General features: G+C 64.8%; 19 protein-coding genes. 8 read left to right on the top strand and 11 right to left on the bottom strand.

Annotated elements, in window-relative coordinates:
- Window positions 1-196 precede the first annotated feature (196 nt).
- Complete coding sequence (locus EN786_RS14530; RefSeq protein WP_127286212.1) at window positions 197-568, top strand: response regulator; 372 nt, start codon at window positions 197-199, stop codon at window positions 566-568.
- Window positions 569-637: 69 nt separating this feature from the next.
- Here EN786_RS14530 and EN786_RS14535 read toward each other — a convergent pair whose 3' ends face one another.
- Both EN786_RS14535 and EN786_RS14540 read right to left on the bottom strand, forming a co-directional pair.
- Window positions 638-1,189, bottom strand: a complete 552-nt coding sequence (locus tag EN786_RS14535) for an RNA polymerase sigma factor (RefSeq protein WP_126057999.1) — start codon at window positions 1,187-1,189, stop codon at window positions 638-640.
- A gap of 3 nt (window positions 1,190-1,192) precedes the next feature.
- Window positions 1,193-1,396, bottom strand: a complete 204-nt coding sequence (locus EN786_RS14540; protein WP_187331438.1) for a NepR family anti-sigma factor — start codon at window positions 1,394-1,396, stop codon at window positions 1,193-1,195.
- A 231-nt stretch (window positions 1,397-1,627) separates the two neighbouring features.
- Between EN786_RS14540 and EN786_RS14545 the strand changes: the two genes are divergently transcribed.
- The 6 genes from EN786_RS14545 to EN786_RS14570 all read left to right on the top strand — a co-directional run bounded on the left by EN786_RS14545 (window position 1,628) and on the right by EN786_RS14570 (window position 5,076).
- On the top strand, window positions 1,628-2,422 hold the full coding sequence (locus EN786_RS14545; protein WP_127310416.1) for a response regulator: 795 nt from the start codon (window positions 1,628-1,630) through the stop codon (window positions 2,420-2,422).
- A gap of 197 nt (window positions 2,423-2,619) precedes the next feature.
- Entirely contained in the window at window positions 2,620-2,784 is a 165-nt protein-coding gene (locus EN786_RS14550; RefSeq protein WP_127287283.1) for a DUF1328 domain-containing protein, read from the top strand.
- A 169-nt stretch (window positions 2,785-2,953) separates the two neighbouring features.
- Window positions 2,954-3,988, top strand: coding sequence for a PAS domain-containing sensor histidine kinase (locus EN786_RS14555; protein WP_127287284.1), 1,035 nt, complete (start codon window positions 2,954-2,956; stop codon window positions 3,986-3,988).
- A 148-nt stretch (window positions 3,989-4,136) separates the two neighbouring features.
- Window positions 4,137-4,316: a hypothetical protein gene (locus EN786_RS14560; RefSeq protein ID WP_127287285.1), complete on the top strand. Its 180-nt coding sequence runs from the start codon at window positions 4,137-4,139 to the stop codon at window positions 4,314-4,316.
- 106 nt (window positions 4,317-4,422) lie between these two features.
- Window positions 4,423-4,752 (top strand): hypothetical protein, encoded by a 330-nt coding sequence (locus tag EN786_RS14565; protein ID WP_127286896.1) that lies wholly within the window; start codon window positions 4,423-4,425, stop codon window positions 4,750-4,752.
- A gap of 81 nt (window positions 4,753-4,833) precedes the next feature.
- Entirely contained in the window at window positions 4,834-5,076 is a 243-nt protein-coding gene (locus EN786_RS14570) for a YMGG-like glycine zipper-containing protein (protein ID WP_127286895.1), read from the top strand.
- A 100-nt stretch (window positions 5,077-5,176) separates the two neighbouring features.
- Here EN786_RS14570 and EN786_RS14575 read toward each other — a convergent pair whose 3' ends face one another.
- The 4 genes from EN786_RS14575 to xylF all read right to left on the bottom strand — a co-directional run bounded on the left by EN786_RS14575 (window position 5,177) and on the right by xylF (window position 10,365).
- A complete protein-coding gene (locus EN786_RS14575; RefSeq protein WP_127286894.1) occupies window positions 5,177-6,799 on the bottom strand; it encodes a CHASE domain-containing protein in 1,623 nt (540 codons plus the stop codon).
- Between the two features lie 228 nt (window positions 6,800-7,027).
- Entirely contained in the window at window positions 7,028-7,825 is a 798-nt protein-coding gene (locus EN786_RS14580) for an ATP-binding cassette domain-containing protein (protein WP_127391062.1), read from the bottom strand.
- Window positions 7,826-7,853: 28 nt separating this feature from the next.
- A complete protein-coding gene (locus EN786_RS14585) occupies window positions 7,854-9,173 on the bottom strand; it encodes a sugar ABC transporter permease (RefSeq protein WP_127286893.1) in 1,320 nt (439 codons plus the stop codon).
- Window positions 9,174-9,324: 151 nt separating this feature from the next.
- Window positions 9,325-10,365 carry a D-xylose ABC transporter substrate-binding protein gene (gene xylF / locus EN786_RS14590; protein WP_127310418.1) on the bottom strand — a complete coding sequence of 347 codons (1,041 nt, stop codon included), beginning with the start codon at window positions 10,363-10,365 and terminating at the stop codon, window positions 9,325-9,327.
- 265 nt (window positions 10,366-10,630) lie between these two features.
- Between xylF and EN786_RS14595 the strand changes: the two genes are divergently transcribed.
- Complete coding sequence (locus EN786_RS14595) at window positions 10,631-11,875, top strand: ROK family protein (protein ID WP_127282798.1); 1,245 nt, start codon at window positions 10,631-10,633, stop codon at window positions 11,873-11,875.
- Between the two features lie 3 nt (window positions 11,876-11,878).
- On the opposite strand, the gene phoB is transcribed toward EN786_RS14595, so the two are convergent.
- The 5 genes from phoB to pstC are packed head-to-tail and all read right to left on the bottom strand — an operon-like array spanning window position 11,879 to window position 16,932.
- Window positions 11,879-12,568: a phosphate regulon transcriptional regulator PhoB gene (gene phoB / locus EN786_RS14600; protein WP_006203872.1), complete on the bottom strand. Its 690-nt coding sequence runs from the start codon at window positions 12,566-12,568 to the stop codon at window positions 11,879-11,881.
- A gap of 19 nt (window positions 12,569-12,587) precedes the next feature.
- The gene (phoU, locus tag EN786_RS14605) at window positions 12,588-13,295 is read right to left on the bottom strand and encodes a phosphate signaling complex protein PhoU (protein WP_127282797.1); all 708 of its coding nucleotides are present in this window, start codon (window positions 13,293-13,295) and stop codon (window positions 12,588-12,590) included.
- Window positions 13,296-13,318: 23 nt separating this feature from the next.
- Complete coding sequence (gene pstB / locus EN786_RS14610; RefSeq protein WP_127282796.1) at window positions 13,319-14,143, bottom strand: phosphate ABC transporter ATP-binding protein PstB; 825 nt, start codon at window positions 14,141-14,143, stop codon at window positions 13,319-13,321.
- 15 nt (window positions 14,144-14,158) lie between these two features.
- Window positions 14,159-15,475 carry a phosphate ABC transporter permease PstA gene (gene pstA / locus EN786_RS14615; RefSeq protein ID WP_135908630.1) on the bottom strand — a complete coding sequence of 439 codons (1,317 nt, stop codon included), beginning with the start codon at window positions 15,473-15,475 and terminating at the stop codon, window positions 14,159-14,161.
- A complete protein-coding gene (gene pstC / locus EN786_RS14620; RefSeq protein ID WP_127282794.1) occupies window positions 15,472-16,932 on the bottom strand; it encodes a phosphate ABC transporter permease subunit PstC in 1,461 nt (486 codons plus the stop codon). Before pstC ends, pstA begins: the two co-directional genes overlap by 4 nt.
- Window positions 16,933-17,056: the final 124 nt, after the last annotated feature.

The raw sequence follows: 17,056 nt of genomic DNA on the forward strand, positions 1-17,056 counted from the left end.
GCAAGGTTCCGCGCCAAAAAAAGGGGACTTGGCGAAGCGCTTCGGCGCCGCGGCGCCCTATCCGAACCGCGCCTTCCTGTCTCATCAAAACTTCATCGGCGCTCCGACACAACTTTTTAAATGACAGCTCGCCCGATAGCGCTCATGACTGCCTCTTCCGGAAGACATTACCGCAAGGAGACTTCGCTAGGTGCCATTGCTTGACGGATTGCGGATTCTCGTCCTCGAGGACGAATTCCTGATCGCCGCCGACGTCGAACAGTTGTGCCGCGACTATGGCGCCGGCGAGGTGGTTGTTGCCGGCGACCTTGCGGAGATCGAGCCGGAGCACGTGGCCGCGCAATTCGATGCCGCCATCGTCGACCTGATGCTGAGCGGCACCTCTACCCTCGGCTTCGCCTCGCGGCTGCGCGAATCGGGCCTGCCCTTCATCTTCGCCTCCGGCCACTCCGAGGTGGACGAATTGAAGACGGCCTTTCCGGAGATCCGGCTGGTCAGCAAACCCTTCTCCGGCGAGGACCTCGTCGAAGCGGTGGCGGCGGCCTGCGGCCGCGGACCGCTCGCCTGAGCAAGCAACGCCACGGTTTTTCAGTCCGGAATTCGTCAAACAGGGATAGAGCGGTAGGCGGCCGGATAGTCAGGCGGCGTTCGACCCCGTCACTTGCGCCGAGATCGCGTCCGGGCCGTACTCGTCTTCGCCCGAGATTTTCAGGATCTCCTGCAGCCTGGCGCGGGCGCGGCTGACTCGGCTCTTGATCGTCCCGACGGCACAGCCGCAGATTTCGGCCGCCTCCTCGTAGGAAAAGCCCGACGCGCCGATCAGGATGATGGCTTCGCGCTGATCCTCCGGCAACTGTTCGAGTGCGCCGCGAAAGTCTTTGAGATCGAGTTGGCCGTGCTGGGCCGGATGGACGGCGAGCCTCGCCGTCATGATGCCGTCGCTGTCCTGCACCTCGCGGCCGCGCTTGCGCATCTGCGAGTAGAACTCGTTGCGCAGGATGGTGAACAGCCAGGCCTTGAGATTGGTGCCCGGCTGGAAGCTCTCATGCTTGTCCCAGGCCTTGACCAGCGTTTCCTGCACCAGGTCGTCGGCCTTGTCGGCGTTCTGCGTCAGCGACACGGCAAAGGCGCGCAGACTCGGGATCGAGCCGAGCAGGTCGGTCTTGAAGCTCTGCGAGACGGCCGCCATGCCTCAGTCCTTTTTCCGCGCGGGCTCGGCCTGCTCAAGCTCGCTGAGCAGTTGGGCGAAGCGGTCCGGCACGTGGTCGGAGACCAATTCATCGTAATATTGCTTGAGTTTGCGGCCGATTTCCGAGTTTGGCCCCAAGGGGTCGCCGGAAACAACCCGACGCCGGCCCGCGGCGCCGGCCGAAGTGTCTTTCGTCATGTCCTTCATTTCGCCCTTTATTTCCAGCACCCTGGCCGCCCCTAACATACAACGCAAAGCGGCCCCCTCATCTGGTTGCCCATCCCGATCTCAAACGTCGTCCCCTTATATTAGTTCCATCGCAACCGGAACTTTTTCGGCAAGCCGGCGTTTGGCTCCTCGGGGCTTGCAATCAGCTTGGCCAGCCACCTATGCAATAGCCACCTGATGCAATTGCGTCATCTGAGGGAGACGTCCAACATGAGCCTGTCCGCCACCATCACGCCGCACCTTCCGTTCCTGCGCCGCTTCTCGCGCGCGGTTTCCGGATCGCAGGAGAGCGGCGATGCGCTGGTCGCCGCGATGCTCGAAGCCATCATCGCCGATGTCGATATTTTCCCCCAGGCATCGAACGACCGCATCGCGCTGTACAAGGTTTTCGCGCGGCTCTTCACCTCGATCGCCATTCGCGTTCCGCAGGAACATGCGCAATCGGCATGGGAGCAGCGCGCGGCCGCCAATCTGAACGCGATCGCCCCTCGCCCGCGCCAGGCCTTCCTTCTGGTTGCGGTCGAAGGCTTCAGCGAAGACGAGGCGGCCGAGGTCCTGGATGCCGACGAACAGGAATTCTCCGACCTGCTCGCCCAGGCGAGCAACGAGATTTCCCGCCAGGTCGCGACCGACGTCCTGATCATCGAGGACGAGCCGCTGATCGCCATGGACATCGAGGAGATGGTCGAGAGCCTCGGCCATCGTGTCGTCGGCACCGCGCGCACCCATGCCGAGGCGGTGACGATTTTCGGCAAGACCAGGCCGAAGATGGTGCTGGCCGACATCCAGCTCGCCGACGGCAGCTCAGGCATCGAGGCCGTGAACGAGATCCTGTCCTCGACGCCGGTGCCGGTGATCTTCATCACCGCTTTTCCGGAGCGTCTGCTGACCGGCGAGCGGCCGGAACCGGCCTTCCTGGTCACCAAACCGTTCAACCCGGACATGGTCAAGGCGCTGATCAGCCAGGCGCTGTTCTTCGATCGGCAGGCCAAGGCCGCGGCGTAATCCAGGGGCGCCGCGCGCGCCTGGGCCATCCGCCATTCCACTCGAGAATGAAGCTTTCGGCGCGTCTGCGACGGGCGTCGCCGAGAGGCTTGGGAATTCGCGTCTCACCCCCCTTCCAGGGATCGTCTTTTTCGGCAAAGGGTGGAACAAACGCCAACCACCCACGTTTTTACCGCAGCATAGGAAGGAGACGGATCATGCTTTACTGGGCGCTCGTTTTTCTCGTCGTGGCGATCATCGCCGGTGCGCTTGGTTTCGGCGGCATCGCCGGCACCTCCGCCGGCATCGCGCAGATACTGTTCTTCATCTTCCTCGCGTTCCTGATCATCTCGCTGGTCGCCGGCCTGTTCAGAAGGGCGTGACGGCGAGGCTCGACCGAACACTGGAAGCCGCACCCCTCAAACGGTTTCCAGCCACCGCCGGGCGGTATCCTCCAACGAGATGCCGCTCGGCGGACCGCATCTGGATCCTCATTTTCGGGAACCCATTTTGCAATAAGCCGTTCAGCTTGAGCTCGGTGGCAAGCGATCGATGCGTTCCAAGGCCTCAAACATGAGCGACAACAGACAGGGCGAAGAGGTCATCGCCCTGCATCCGGCCGAAAGCGGAATGCAGCTTGGCCGGGCCCTGCTTCACGCGCTGCACAATGCCGGCATTTCCGTTCTCTATCAGGACCGCGAGATGAAGACGGTCTGGGCGCGCAACATGCGCGCGCCGTGGGCCACCGACACGGCCGACAGCAACGGCATATTGCCGCCCGCCCAGGCCGAGCGCATCGCCGCCGCCAAACGCGGCGTCATTGCCTCCGGCAAGCCGGAGCGGCTCGAGCTTGGCGTGCCGGGCGACGACGGCGTGCGCTGGTTCCAGGTCTGGATCGACGCCGACCACGGCGAGGGCGGCGAAGTGCAGGGCATCGTCACCACCATGGTCGAGACCACCGAGCAAAGGCGACGCGAGCAAACGCTGAAGACGCTGCTGCGCGAGGTCAGCCACCGCTCGAAGAACCTGCTCGCCATCATCCAGAGCATCGCCACCCAAACCGGCCGCTATTCCGGAGCATCGGGTGATTTCCTGCCGCGCTTTCGCGGCCGGCTGCAGTCGCTGGCCTCCTCGCAGGATCTGGTCACCTCCTCCAATTGGCGGGGCGCAGCCCTTCACGAGCTCGTCTCCGGCCAGGTTGGCCGCTACGCCGCCGACCCGGAGCGCAGCCTGCGCCTCGAGGGCGAGAACCCCTATCTCAACCCCAACGCCGCCCTGCATGTCGGTCTGGCCATGCATGAGCTTGCCGTCAATTCGGTGAGCTATGGCGCCCTGTCGCGGCCGGACGGGCGCGTCGAGCTGACCGCGAGGCTGACGACCGACGCCGGCGGCGAGCCGGCCTTGTCGCTGACATGGTGCGAAGCCATCGGCGCCCGCGACGTCAGTAGCAGCGAGAAGCGTTTCGGCAGCGTCGCCCTGGAACGGGTCGTGCCGGCATCGCTCAACGGCACGGCGACACTCGAAATCATCGGCGATCGCCTCGAATATCGCCTCGTCATCCCCAAGGGCAATTTTGCCACGGACTGACTTGCTCGGCGCCGCGCCACGGGCGCGCCGGCAAGACCCTTAACCGGCTGTTCACCATAAAGTCCGATGCTGTTCTTCCCAGATGGCGCTGCAACTTGCCAGGGCCGGAGGCCCTCGCCGGTTGCAGCGCGACAGGGAGGGTGGGTCCGTGACGGTTGCCGACATGAACAGGCTGGAGCAGGCCGCTCGCGTCTCGATGAGCGGGTTCCAGGATGCCGAAGCTCCGGCCTCGGCCTCATCCAGCGTCTCCCATCACCTGCTTCGCCTGGCCGCTGCCGTCATCCTGCTCGCGGCCATCGCGCTGACGCTGGCGATGCAGTTCAGCTGACGTCCCGCCATCTGCTCGCTCCCGCCCGCCAATTATTCGAGGGCGACACCGCTGCCGCAGGAACTTTGCCGGTTTTGCTCCGTTCTTGTGCGAGAGGAATCTCGCCATGGAACATATTGCTGCCTTGCTGCTGGTCATCGGCTGCTCCAACTCCATGACCGAATGCCGTGAATTGTCGGTGCCTGTCAGCGTCTTCGAGACCGCCGAGCAATGCACCGCCGAACGGCCCTTCGCCCTGACCGACGTTCGGGGCCAGGCTCCTCATGTCGTTGCCAAATGCCTCGCCGTCGACCCGGCGCTGGAGGACGACTACGACCAGATCGTCTGGAACGTGCGTCCGGACGGCACGCTCGACGCGTCCCTGCAGGTCTCCGGCCTCGTCCTGGCCTCCAACGACAGTGCGCGCCCCGAAAAAACCGATCTTGGTCAACAATAAAATCGAGCGGGCAAAGGCCGTTGTTTCATGTTAAATGGCGGTTGTAGCCTCCTAAAGTGAGGACAAAGGAGAGGTGACTTCATGCGGAAGATAATTATTGCCATGGTTGCGGTTGTCGCGGTCAGCGGCTGCAGCACGACCGAGCGGGATGTTGGCGTTGGCGCCGGCGTCGGCGCCGTTGCCGGTGGCCTGATTGGCGGCACCAAGGGCGCGCTCATCGGTGCGGCCGTCGGCGCGGGCTCGGGTCTGCTGGTTCGCAACCTGCGCAATGGCTATTGCCAGTATCGCGACAATCGCGGCCGTCTCTACACGGCTCGCTGCTGATCGCTTCGGACCAGGCGCAATAGGAACGGAGGCCGGCTCGTCCGGTCTCCGTTTGTTTGTGCCGCCTGCACTTGAAGCTTCCTGGTGAGGGGAGCGCCTTTCAGGTCGCCAGCGGGATTCTGATTTCCACCTTCAGCCCCTCGGCGAGAAACTCGCGCTTGATCGTGCCACGCAATTCGCGCGTCACGTTGAGATCTATGAGCTTGGTGCCGAAGCCGGTCTTGGCCGGGGCTTCGAGCTGCTTCTGTCCGGCTTCACGCCAGTTGAGCACCAGCAGCCTGTCGCGGCCGCGCCCCTGCAGCGACCAGTCGACCTTGAGCGCCCCCACGGAATTGCCGGCCTCGCCATATTTCAACGCGTTGGTCGCCAGCTCATGGAAAGTCAGGCCGAGTGCCTGGGTCGTCGTCTCGTCGAGCAGCACCTCCGGTCCGGACAATATGCCAGCGGGAAGCTCCTTGCCGAACACCTGGCCGAGCTCGATGCGCAGCAGATCGCCGAGATCGGCCTTCTGCCAGCGCGAGCGGGTCAGCATGTCCTGCGACGCCGCCATCGCCTGCAGCCGCGCCGCGAAGGACGACGAGAACTCCTTCACGTCGGTGGCGTGCGAAGCCGTCTGGCGCGCGATCGCCAGCACCCTGGTGATCGAGTTCTTGATGCGATGCTTCATCTCCTGCAGCATCAGCTCCTTCTCGAGCAGGCTCTTTTCCGTCGTTTCGTGCAGCAGCGATACCGCGTCATAGGCACGCTCCTGATAGCGCGCCACCAGCGCTATGGCGCCGGCGAGCAACAGTCCGAACAGGCCGAGCATCACCGGAATGGCGCGCGAGGACGGCAGCGAGAAAGCGCTTGTCGGCCGAAACAGCACCGTCCAGGGACGGCCGGCGACGACGAGCTTGCGGCTCACCAGCAGCCTCTCGCCGAGGGTCTCGGACGGCGGCGTCTCCGACCGGAACAGAAGATTGCCGGCGTCCACCTTGCCGTCATAGATCTCGGTGTTGACCGGCAGCAGCGGGGCGCGGCTGAGCGCAGTCTGGAACAGGTCTCGGGCGCGGAAGGCCGCATAGAGGAATCCCGCCGTCGACGACCGGCTGGCGTTGATGACCTCGGGCGCGGTTTCGACATTGAGCCGCACGAAGACCAGGAACCCGGGGAAGGTCTGGGTAGCGCCCGTCCCCTGGCCGAGCTGGACCAGGCCGCTTGCATGCTGCTGGTCGTCGGCCATCGCCTTTTCGATCGCCACCCGCCGTGCCGGCTCGGTGAACATGTCGTAGCCGATGCTGGCCTGATTGGACGGAGCTATCGGTTCGAACATAACGATCGGCGTGCGCCACGGTTGCGTCGTCGCGGGGTAGACCTGATGCGCGACGCCATGGTCGCGCAGGATATCGCGCTCGACCGCCGCCTCGTCGCCGGCCTTAGCCAGCCGCAGGAAGCCGATTCCGCGCAGCCCGGCGAAATTGTTGTCGACATCGAGCGCGTTGAAGAACGCCTTGAATTCATTGCGTGAAATGTCGCCGTTGCGGGCGTCGAACAGCGCCTGGGTCGAGCGCAGCAGCGAAAGATGGAGATCGATACGGCTCTCGATCCGGTTGAGCGCGTCGTCCGCGGTCGCGTCGAACTTGATCCGCGCCGCTTCCTGCGTGGCGAAATAGGCGAACCCCGCCATCGTCAGGCTGATCAGCGCGACGGCGATGAAGGCGAGGATCGGGAAGAACTTTTTCAACTGAGGAAGTGGCCCCTGAACGGTTGGGCACCTTTATGAGCAAGTCCCCGCGGCAACACAATGGCGCGGCCAAATCATCATGACGCCTGGCACATCACGTATCGGACATTAGAGCAATGCCAGGAAAAGCGGGAAACGGTTTTCCGTCCGGAATTGAGTGAAAACAAAGAGATAGAGCGGTTCTGCGTTTCCGTGAAACGTTGAACCTCTCTGGCCGGCTTCCAATCCTCAGGCGGCGATCTTCAGCGCCCCCGGTCCGGGAATGGCGCCGGGCGGGCATTTGCCCAGGATGATCATGCCGAGCACCTCGTCCTGGGTGACGTCGCTGGTGCGCGCGGTGCCGACCACCTGCCCGTTCTTCATCACGCAGACCCGGTCGGCAAGCTCGAACACGTCGTGAATGTCGTGGCTGATCAGGAAGATGCCGATGCCCTCGGCCTTGAGCTGCTTGACCAGCTCGCCGACCTGCGCCGTCTCCTGCGGCCCGAGCGCGGCCGTCGGCTCGTCCATGATCAGGATGCGGGCGTTGAACAGGATGGCGCGCGCGATCGCCACCGACTGCCGCTGGCCGCCGGAGAGCTTGATCACCGGCTCCTTGAAGCGCTGGAAGCGCGGATTGAGCCGGCCCATCACCTTGCGCGCCTCGGCCTCCATGGCGACATCGTCGAGCGTGCCCCAGCCGGTCATCAGCTCGCGGCCAAGGAAGAGATTGGCGGCGGCGTCGACATTGTCGGCGAGCGCCAGCGTCTGGTAGATCGTCTCGATGCCGTATTTCTTGGCGTCGCGCGGGTTGGAAATGTGCGCCTCCTCGCCATTGACGAAGATCTGGCCGGCGTCGCGCTTGTAGGCGCCGGACAGGATCTTGATCAGCGTCGACTTGCCGGCGCCGTTGTGGCCGAGCAGCGCCACCACCTCGCCCGGAAAGAGATCGATCGAGGCATCGTCGACGGCGCGAATGCCGCCGAAGGCGATCGAGATGTTGCGCATGTCGATCAGCGGCGTGCCGGTGGGAGCTGTCTTTTCCATGATCGCGTCTCCTCCCTGAAGTTCTTGCTCAGACTCGCTTGCGGTAGACGGTGTCGAGCCAGACGGCGACGACCAGAACCGCGCCCACGACAATGCTCTGCAGCGGCGAGTCGATGCCGAGCAGCACCATGCCTGACTGCAGCGACTGCATCAGCAGCGCGCCGAGCATGGCCCCCAGCACGGTTCCCGAGCCGCCGGCGAGCGACGTGCCGCCGATGACGGCGGCGGCGATGACCAGCAGCTCGTCCAGCGTGCCCAGCGCGTTGGTGGCGGCGTTGAGGCGCGCCGACGAGATGGCGGCGCTGATCGAGGCCAGCACGCCCATGATCATGAACACCTTCATCGTCACCCAGCGCGTGTTGATGCCGGCGAGCGAGGCCGCCTCCGGATTGCCGCCGATGGCGAACACATAGCGGCCGAAGCGGGTTCGCCGGGTGATGAAGGTCATGACAATGCCGACCGCGACCGCCATCAGCACCGGTATGGCGATGCCGTGAGCGATGAACAGACCGCCTTCGGGAAGGGTGATGCCGTTCTGCTGGGCGTACTGGCGCACGATGCCGACCGGCCACGGATAGGAATTGGCGACTGAGACCGCGCCGAGGATGGCGGCGCAGGCGACGACGCCGAGGAAGACTTCAGCCCACACCGGACGCAGCGGGAAATTGAACCGCTTGCGCTGCGAGCGGCCGTTGAGCAGCGCGAAGGCGACCGCCGCGCAGGCGACGACGCCGACGACCCAGCTCGCCGTGGCGCCGATCGAGCCGCGCGGTCCGCCACCCATCAACTGGAAGGTGGCGTCGAGCGGCGCGACCGTGCGGCCGCTGGTGATCATCCAGGCCATGCCGCGCCAGACCAGCAGGCCGCCCAGCGTGACGATGAAGGCCGGCACCTCCATATAGGCGATGATGAAGCCCTGGAAGGCGCCGATCGCCAGGCCAAGCACCACGCCGGCAGCGAGCGCGATGATCCACAGCCATGGATTTCCGAGCTCGAGACCGATGACTCGGATCAGGAATTCGGCCTGCGCCACGCCCATGATCATGCCGACCACGCCTTCGACGGAGCCGACGGAAAGATCGATATTGCGCATGACGATGACCAGCACCATCCCGGTCGCCATGATGGCTACCGAGGACGTCTGCACCGACAGGTTCCACAGGTTGCGCGGCGTCAGGAAAAGCCCGCCCGACAGGACGTGGATGCCGATCCAGATGACCAGCAGCGCGCCGACCATGCCGAGCATGCGCGTGTCGAGTTCGGTTGCCTTGAGGAAGCGGCCGGCGGCGCTGAGTTCGGCTGCGCGTGCCCGGTCCGCGGCGACCGTGCTTGAGGTCGTATCGGTCATGATTTCCTCCCACCGGTTTGCCGTCTGGCGCGGTTGCCGGAACACGATTCTATTGGCTTTCCCGGCTCACTTGAAGCCGGAAGCCCGTTGCGAAACGAAGCTTGATGGACGCCGCGGCTCATGGGCCGCGGCGCCTGGTCTTCAAACTGCCTCAGTTGCAGGCAGCGACGGCGCCCGCGGCAACGCCGGCGCAGACTTCGTCCTTCTTGATCCAGCCCGCGTCGATGACGACGTTCAGGTTGTCCTTGGTGATCGCGACCGGCGTCAGGAACAGCGACTTGACGGTATTGCCGCCCGGCGTGGTGAAGTCCTTGACGCCGGCAATGTCGGTCATCTTCTTGCCGTCGGCGAGTGCCGAGGCGATCTCGGCGGCGTTCTTGCCGAGTTCGCGCGCGTCCTTCCACACCGACACGGTCTGGGTGCCGAGCGCGATGCGGTTCAGCGCGGCGTGGTCGCCGTCCTGGCCCGACACCGGAACGGTCCCGGCGAGGCCCTGCGCCGTCAGCGCCGCGACGACGCCGCCGGCGGTGCCGTCATTGGCCGCCACCACCGCATCGACCTTGTTGTCGTTGGCGGTCAGGAACTGCTCCATGTTCTTCTGCGCGTTGGCGGGCAGCCAGCCGTCCGTATAGGCCTCGCCGACATTCTTGATCTTGCCGCCGTCGATGGCTTCCTTCAGCACTTCCATCGAGCCGGCGAACAGGAAATCGGCGTTCGGATCGGCGCCCGAACCCTTGATGAAGACATAGTTGCCTTCCGGCTTGACCTTGAACACTTCGCGGGCCTGCATGCGGCCGACTTCCTTGTTGTCGAAGGTCAGGTAGAAGACGTCCTTGTTCTCGATCAGCCGGTCGTAGCCGACGACCGGAATGCCTTCGTCCAGCGCCTTTTGCACCGCCGGCCCGACGGCCGAAGCGTCCTGCGCCAGCACGATCAGGGCATTGGCGCCCTGCGAGATCAGGCTTTCGACGTCGGTCAACTGCTTGCCCGGATTGGACTGCGCGTCGGCGGAAATATACTTGTCGCCGGCCGCCTCGATGGCCTTCTTCATCGCCGCTTCATCGGTCTTCCAGCGCTCTTCCTGGAAGTTCGACCAGGAAACGCCGATCACCTTGTCCTTCGCCTCGGCGACCGACGCGAGCGTCAACGACAAGGCGACACCCGCCAGCATGGCGGTTGCGAATTTCTTCATGATATCCTCCCTGCGCCATTGCGGCGCGACCCAGACTGGCCCTGAGGCCGGCATCGAGGCTTTTTTTCGAGCCTCGAAAAAAATATGATCCAACGCCGGAGCGCTGTCAACAACGATTCTCATCGATTCCGAGGCCTCGGCGAATTTTTTTCGAGCTCCGGAATAAATAAATGACAGGCTGGCCCGCTTCTGCCACTATTCATACGGTGTCGCCGACGGCCTTCGAAATCAAAAACGGCCGCGACGACCGGGAGGAAGGCAAAGCATGTCGGTTGGAATCCGCCACGACGATCTGCGCCGACGCAACCGGGCGATGGTTATTTCGGCCGTGCGCCGCGCCGGCCAGCCGTCGCGTACCGAGATCGCCGCCACCACCGGCCTCAGCCATTCGACCATCTCGGCGATCTCGTCCGACCTGATCCAGGAAGGCATTCTGACCGAGAGCAAGCCAAACGAGGCTGTTTCGCTGAAGCGCGGCCGGCCGCAGGTCGGGCTTGCCCTCAATCCGGAAGCCACGGCGGTGATGACGGTGGTCCTGTCGCTGAACTTCCTTTCCGTCGCTGTCATCGACTATGCCGGGCAGGTCATTGCCGAGGAGCAGCGCCGCCTCGACACGGCGATCATGCCGCGCGACGAGCTGATCGGCGAATGCGTGGCCATCGTCCGGCGCCGTTTCGAGGATCCCGACCTCGACGTCCGCGGCGTCGCCCGCATCGCCATGGGCATCCAGGGCATCACCGACACCCATGCCCGCGCCATGTTGTGGTCGCCGATCACGCCGCAGACCGACATCGCCTTCGCCGACATTCTGGAAGCCGAATTTGGCGTTCCGGCCACCATGGAGAATGACTGCAACATGATGGCGGTGGCCTTGCAGTGGCGCGATCCCGAGCGGTACCGCGACGACTTCATTGCCATCCTGCTCTCGCACGGCATCGGCATGGGGCTGGTGCTGAAGGGAGAGCTGTTCACCGGCACCCATTCCTCCGGCGGCGAATTCGGCCACATGATCCACCGGCCGGGCGGCGCGCTCTGCCGCTGCGGCCGGCGCGGCTGCGTCGAGGCCTATGCCGGCAACTATGCGATCTGGCGCAATGCCAAGCAGATGGGCGAGGACGCCGAGCCGGTCGATGTCAGCGACGCCGACATGCGCTCGCTCGCCGCCAGGGCGCGCGCCGGCGACGGCCCGGAGCGCCAGGCCTACCGCAAGGCCGGCGAGGCGCTCGGCTTCGGCCTCGGCAGCCTGTTCGCGCTGATCGATCCAGCTCCCGTCGCCATGGTCGGCGTCAGCGCCGCCGCCTTCGATCTGATCGAGCCGGCGCTGCGCGAGGCGATCGCCCAGACCGCCGGCGGCCAGCATTCGAAGTCGATCTCCTTCGACACCGAGCCGAACGAATTGCCGCTCATCCGCGAAGGCTGCGCCATGCGCGCACTGACCTTCGTCGACCAGGAGATTTTCGCGCCGGGCGTGCAGGTGAAAGGCGGCGCCACCGGGAAGAACGTGGCCTGAGCGTCAATCTTCCCTGATCGCGTAGCCCGCGCCCCGGATGGTGCGGATGACGTCAGGCATGCGGCCATTGTTGACCGCCTTGCGCAGGCGGCCGACATGCACGTCGACCGTGCGCTCGTCGATGTAGATCGTCTCGCCCCAGACATTGTCGAGCAGCTGGCTGCGCGAGAACACCCGGCCGGGATGCCGCATCATGAATTCGAGCAGGCGGAACTCGGTCGGTCCGAGCCGGATTTCGCTCTTCTTGCGGTACACCCGGTGCGACTCGCGATCGAGCACGATGTCGCCGACCTTCAGCATGCTGGACAGGACTTCCGGCTTGGCGCGGCGCAGCAGCGCCTTGACGCGCGCCATGAACTCCGGCGTCGAGAACGGCTTGACCAGATAGTCGTCGGCGCCGGTGGAGAGGCCGCGCACCCGGTCGCTTTCCTCGCCGCGCGCCGTCAGCATGATGATCGGCAGCCGCTCGGTCTCCGGCCGCATCCTGAGGCGCCGGCAGAGCTCGATGCCGGAAACCGCCGGCACCATCCAGTCGAGCACCAGGAGGTCGGGCACGTTTTCCTGCAGCCGGATTTCGGCCTCGTCGCCGCGTGTCACCACCTCGACCTGGTAGCCTTCCGATTCAAGATTGTAGCGGAGCAGCACCCCCAGCGGCTCCTCGTCCTCCACCACCATGATGCGTGGCGCGATCATCGGCCCGTCACCCTTCTTCTCAGGCCGGCGCCGACATCGCCGTCTCGTCCAGCTTCGGACGATTGGCGGGCAGTTGCTGGCCGGTCAGCACGTAGTAGGCGTTCTCGGCGATGTTGGTGACATGGTCGCCGATGCGCTCCAGATTCTTGGCGCAGAACAACAGATGCGTGCAAGCGGTGATGTTGCGCGGATCTTCCATCATGTAGGTCAAAAGTTCGCGGAACACCGAGGTGTATTTAACGTCGATGCGCTCGTCGTCGTTGCGGAGCTTGGCAAGCGCCGCGGCATCAGCGGCGGCATATTCCTCGATGACCCCCTGCACCTGGATCAGCACCAGCTGCGCCATGCCGTCGATGGAATGCGAAAGGTCGCGCGGCGTGACGCTGAGACCGACGGTGCCGACGCGCTTGGCGATGTTCTTGGCGAGGTCGCCGATGCGTTCGAGGTCGCCCGCCATGCGGATCGAGCCGACCACGGCGCGCAGATCGTTGGCCATCGGCTGCCGCTTGGCGATCAGTGTGATGGCGCGGTCGTCGAGTTCGCGCTGGCGCGCGTCCATGATGGCGTCGTCGGACACCACGCGCTGCGCCAGGGCGTTGTCGGAATTGAGCAGCGCCCGCGTCGAGCCGGCGACCATCGAGCGGGCGAGATCGCCCATGTCGGAGATCAGCTTGCTGATGGCGCCGAGATCCTCGTCGAAAGACGCAACCGTATGATGTTCACCCATGATCCTGTCCTCGTGCTTGGAAATCAGCCGAACCGGCCGGTGATGTAGTCCTGGGTGCGCTTGTCGTCGGGGTTGGTGAACATCTTGTCGGTGGCGCCCTCCTCGACCAGGTAGCCGAGGTGGAACATCGCCGTGCGCTGCGACACGCGCGCCGCCTGCTGCATCGAATGGGTGACGATGACGATCGTGTAGTTCTGGCGCAGCTCGTCGATCAGCTCCTCGACGCGGGCGGTGGCGATCGGGTCAAGCGCCGAGCACGGCTCGTCCATCAGGATCACCTCCGGCGAGACGGCGATGGCGCGGGCGATGCACAGGCGCTGCTGCTGGCCGCCGGATAGGCCGGTGCCGGGCTCGTGCAGGCGGTCCTTCACCTCGTTCCAGATCGCCGCCTTCTTCAGACTGGATTCGACGATCTGGTCCATGTCGGCCTTGCGCTTGGCCAGCCCATGGATGCGCGGGCCGTAGGCGACATTCTCGTAGATCGACTTCGGGAACGGGTTCGGCTTCTGGAACACCATGCCGACCCGGGCCCTGAGCTCGACGACGTCGATGCTCTTGTCGTAGATGTCCTCCTGGTCCAGCGTGATCTTGCCGGTCACCCGCGCCGAATCGATGGTGTCGTTCATGCGGTTGAGGCAGCGCAGGAAGGTCGACTTGCCGCAGCCCGAAGGACCGATCAACGCCGTCACCTGGTTGAGGCGGACGTCGAGATTGACGTCGAACAGCGCCTGCTTCTCGCCATAGAACACGCCGACCTTGTCGCCGCGCATCTTGATCACTTCGTTCGACTTGGCGTTCATTTTGTCGCCCACTGCGTTTTCAAGAGACTGTTCGGTCATGATGTTCATACCAGATGCCTTCTTTTACCAGCGCCGTTCGAAGCGGCGCCTGAGCACGATCGCCGTGATGTTCATGGCCATGAGGAAGACGAGCAGGATGATGATCGCGCCCGACATGCGCTCGACGAAGGCGCGCTCTGCCTCGTTGGCCCACATGTAGATCTGCACCGGCAGCGCTGTCGCCGGATCGAATGGCGTCTTTGGATAGTCGGCGACGAAGGCGACCATGCCGATCAGGAGCAGCGGCGCGGTCTCGCCGAGTGCGCGCGCCAGGCCGATGATGGTGCCGGTGAGGATGCCGGGGGCGGCAAGCGGCAGGATGTGCTGGAACACCATCTGCATCTTGGAGGCGCCGAGACCGAGCGCCGCCGAGCGGATCGACGGCGGCACTGCGGCAAGCGCCGCGCGGGTGGCGATGATGATCGTCGGCAGCGTCATCAGCGTCAGCACCAGGCCGCCGACAAAGGCGGCCGAGCGCGGCATGCCGAGGAAATTGATGAACACGGCAAGGCCGAGCAGGCCGAAGACGATCGACGGTACCGCCGCCAGATTGTTGATGTTGACTTCGATCAGGTCGGTGAAGCGGTTCTTCTTGGCGAATTCCTCCAGGTAGATGGAGGCGGCGACGCCGATCGGCAGCGCCAGAAGCAGCACGATCACCATCATGTAGAAGGAGCCGATGATGGCCACGCCCATGCCCGACGTTTCCGGACGGCTGGAGGCGCCATAGGTGAACAGGCCCTTGTTGAAATGCTCGGCCATGGTGCCGTCGCCCTTGAGCTGGTTCATCCAGGCGATCTGCTGGTCCGAGACCTTGCGGCGCGCTTCCTCGACGTTGGGGTCGATCTGGCCCTTGAAGGCGGAATCGAGATTGGCCGCGGCGAGGATGTCGACGTTGCGCGTGGTGCCGATGACCGACGGATCGGCGACGACGATGTCGCGCAATTGCACGCGCGCGCCCTCCGACAGGAAGCCCTTCAGCTTCAGCGCCATCGGCTTGTTGGCGGGATCGATGCCGAGCTTGGCCATCAGCGCCTTGTCGGCCAGCTTGGGATAGTTCGCCTTGATCAGCACGTCCGGATCGGTGGCGCGCTTGTTGGAAGGATCGATGATCTTCTCGTCGAAATTGATCGGCAGCGTCACCGTCGTCTGCCAGAAGGCGGTGTAGCCCTTCGAGACGATGGTGATCAGCATGATGGCGAGGAAGGCGAGGCCAACCGAGATCGCCAGCACGCCATAGATGCGGAACCGGCGTTCGGCGGCGTAGCGGGCCTTGAGGCCGATGTCGCGGCGCGCAGGAGCCGCGGCCCGGACCATCGTATCCAGCGGGATATCGGTCATTCGTACTGCTCCCGGTATTTGCGCACGATGTAGAGGGCGACGATGTTCATCACCAGCGTCAGCGCGAACAGCGTAATGCCGAGCGCGAAGGCGACCAGCGTCTGCGGCGAATTGAATTCGAGGTCGCCGGTCAGCTGGTTGACGATCTTGACGGTGATGGTGGTCATCGCCTCGAACGGATTGGCGGTGAGATTGGCGGCGACGCCGGCCGCGAGCACCACGATCATGGTTTCGCCGATGGCGCGCGAGGCGGTCAGCAGGATGGCGCCGACGATACCGGGCAGCGCGGCCGGCAGGATCACCCGCTTGATCGTCTCCGAGCGCGTCGCGCCGAGGCCGAGCGAGCCGTCGCGCATGGCGCGCGGCACCGCGGTGATGATGTCGTCCGACAGGGAGGATACGACCGGGATCAGCATGACGCCCATGACCAGGCCGGCGGTGAAGATGCTCTGGCCCTGGATGAAGGGCGAACCGCCCGTCAGCGCCGCCGAGAGATCGCGCAGGAACGGCCCCAGCGTGACGACGGCGAAAATGCCGTAGACGATGGTCGGGATGCCGGCCAGCAGCTCGAGCGCGGGCTTCACCACCGAGCGCACCTTGGGCGAGGCGTATTCGGCCATGTAGACGGCCGACATCAAACCGACCGGAACCGCCACCAGCAGGGCGACGAAGGCGATGTAGAGCGTGCCGGACAGGAGCGGGATCAGGCCGAACTGGCCCTGGCTGCCGCCCGAGCCGGCCGCGGCGAAGCGCGGATCCCAGACGGTGCCGAAGAAGAAGCTCGCCGGCGAAACGCTGTCGAAGAACTGGATCGTCTGGAACAGCATCGAAAGCACGATGCCGACCGTGGTCAGGATGGCGATGGTTGAGGCCGCCAGCAGCCCCCACAGCATCAGCCGCTCGACATTGTTCCTGGCGCGCGCTCGCGGCGCGACTTGCCGGAGCGCGTAAAAGGCGCCGGCGATCGACAGCACGAGCGTGACGACGGCGCCGACCAGGCCGAGCCGGTCCTGCACCGCATTCGCCTCGACGGCGATCGGGATCATGTAGTCCTGGGTGTCCGTCGCCAGCGCCACGCCCTTGGCGGCGAGCAGCGGCTGCAATTCGGCGAAACTGGCGGGAAGCTGGGTGTTTGCATCGAGCTGGCGCAGCCCCTTGGCGAGGCTCTTCACCAGGCTGACATCGAGCGCCTCGCTGGCGACCGCGCTGTCGGCGGTGCGCTCGGGCAAGGCGGCGTGGATGTGGCGCTCGAGATAGACGGAGGAACCGATGTTCCAGACGGCAAGCAGCAGGAGGGCCGGCAGCACGGCGAGCAGGAAGGCCCACCAGCCGTGATAATGGGCGCGCGAATGCGGCTTCACCGAACCATTGTCCTGCGCCACGGCCCGTTGGCGGCCAATGAAGAATGCGACCACGCCGATGGCGGCGACTATGGCAAGTACGAGCATGGACGACATGAACCCACCCCAGGGGAAATCCCTCGTTCGAGCATGATCTTGTCCGGTCCCATTTCGGGATCACGCTCCGGTCGCCACCGCCACTGCGGCGGGCGAAGAGGCCGGGGCGCAGGTAATCCCGCGC

Source organism: Mesorhizobium sp. M4B.F.Ca.ET.143.01.1.1 (assembly GCF_004792275.1).
GTDB lineage: Bacteria > Pseudomonadota > Alphaproteobacteria > Rhizobiales > Rhizobiaceae > Mesorhizobium > Mesorhizobium abyssinicae.

Excerpts from the sequence above, each read along its gene's own strand:
- EN786_RS14535 (WP_126057999.1), bottom strand. The coding sequence starts at position 1,189 with ATGGCGGCCGTCTCGCAGAGCTTCAAGACCGACCTGCTCGGCTCGATC.
- EN786_RS14540 (WP_187331438.1), bottom strand. The coding sequence starts at position 1,396 with ATGAAGGACATGACGAAAGACACTTCGGCCGGCGCCGCGGGCCGGCGT.
- EN786_RS14545 (WP_127310416.1), top strand. The coding sequence starts at position 1,628 with ATGAGCCTGTCCGCCACCATCACGCCGCACCTTCCGTTCCTGCGCCGC.
- EN786_RS14550 (WP_127287283.1), top strand. The coding sequence starts at position 2,620 with ATGCTTTACTGGGCGCTCGTTTTTCTCGTCGTGGCGATCATCGCCGGT.
- EN786_RS14555 (WP_127287284.1), top strand. The coding sequence starts at position 2,954 with ATGCGTTCCAAGGCCTCAAACATGAGCGACAACAGACAGGGCGAAGAG.
- EN786_RS14565 (WP_127286896.1), top strand. The coding sequence starts at position 4,423 with ATGGAACATATTGCTGCCTTGCTGCTGGTCATCGGCTGCTCCAACTCC.
- EN786_RS14570 (WP_127286895.1), top strand. The coding sequence starts at position 4,834 with ATGCGGAAGATAATTATTGCCATGGTTGCGGTTGTCGCGGTCAGCGGC.
- EN786_RS14580 (WP_127391062.1), bottom strand. The coding sequence starts at position 7,825 with ATGGAAAAGACAGCTCCCACCGGCACGCCGCTGATCGACATGCGCAAC.
- EN786_RS14585 (WP_127286893.1), bottom strand. The coding sequence starts at position 9,173 with ATGACCGATACGACCTCAAGCACGGTCGCCGCGGACCGGGCACGCGCA.
- xylF (WP_127310418.1), bottom strand. The coding sequence starts at position 10,365 with ATGAAGAAATTCGCAACCGCCATGCTGGCGGGTGTCGCCTTGTCGTTG.
- EN786_RS14595 (WP_127282798.1), top strand. The coding sequence starts at position 10,631 with ATGTCGGTTGGAATCCGCCACGACGATCTGCGCCGACGCAACCGGGCG.
- phoB (WP_006203872.1), bottom strand. The coding sequence starts at position 12,568 with ATGATCGCGCCACGCATCATGGTGGTGGAGGACGAGGAGCCGCTGGGG.
- phoU (WP_127282797.1), bottom strand. The coding sequence starts at position 13,295 with ATGGGTGAACATCATACGGTTGCGTCTTTCGACGAGGATCTCGGCGCC.
- pstB (WP_127282796.1), bottom strand. The coding sequence starts at position 14,143 with ATGAACATCATGACCGAACAGTCTCTTGAAAACGCAGTGGGCGACAAA.
- pstA (WP_135908630.1), bottom strand. The coding sequence starts at position 15,475 with ATGACCGATATCCCGCTGGATACGATGGTCCGGGCCGCGGCTCCTGCG.
- pstC (WP_127282794.1), bottom strand. The coding sequence starts at position 16,932 with ATGTCGTCCATGCTCGTACTTGCCATAGTCGCCGCCATCGGCGTGGTC.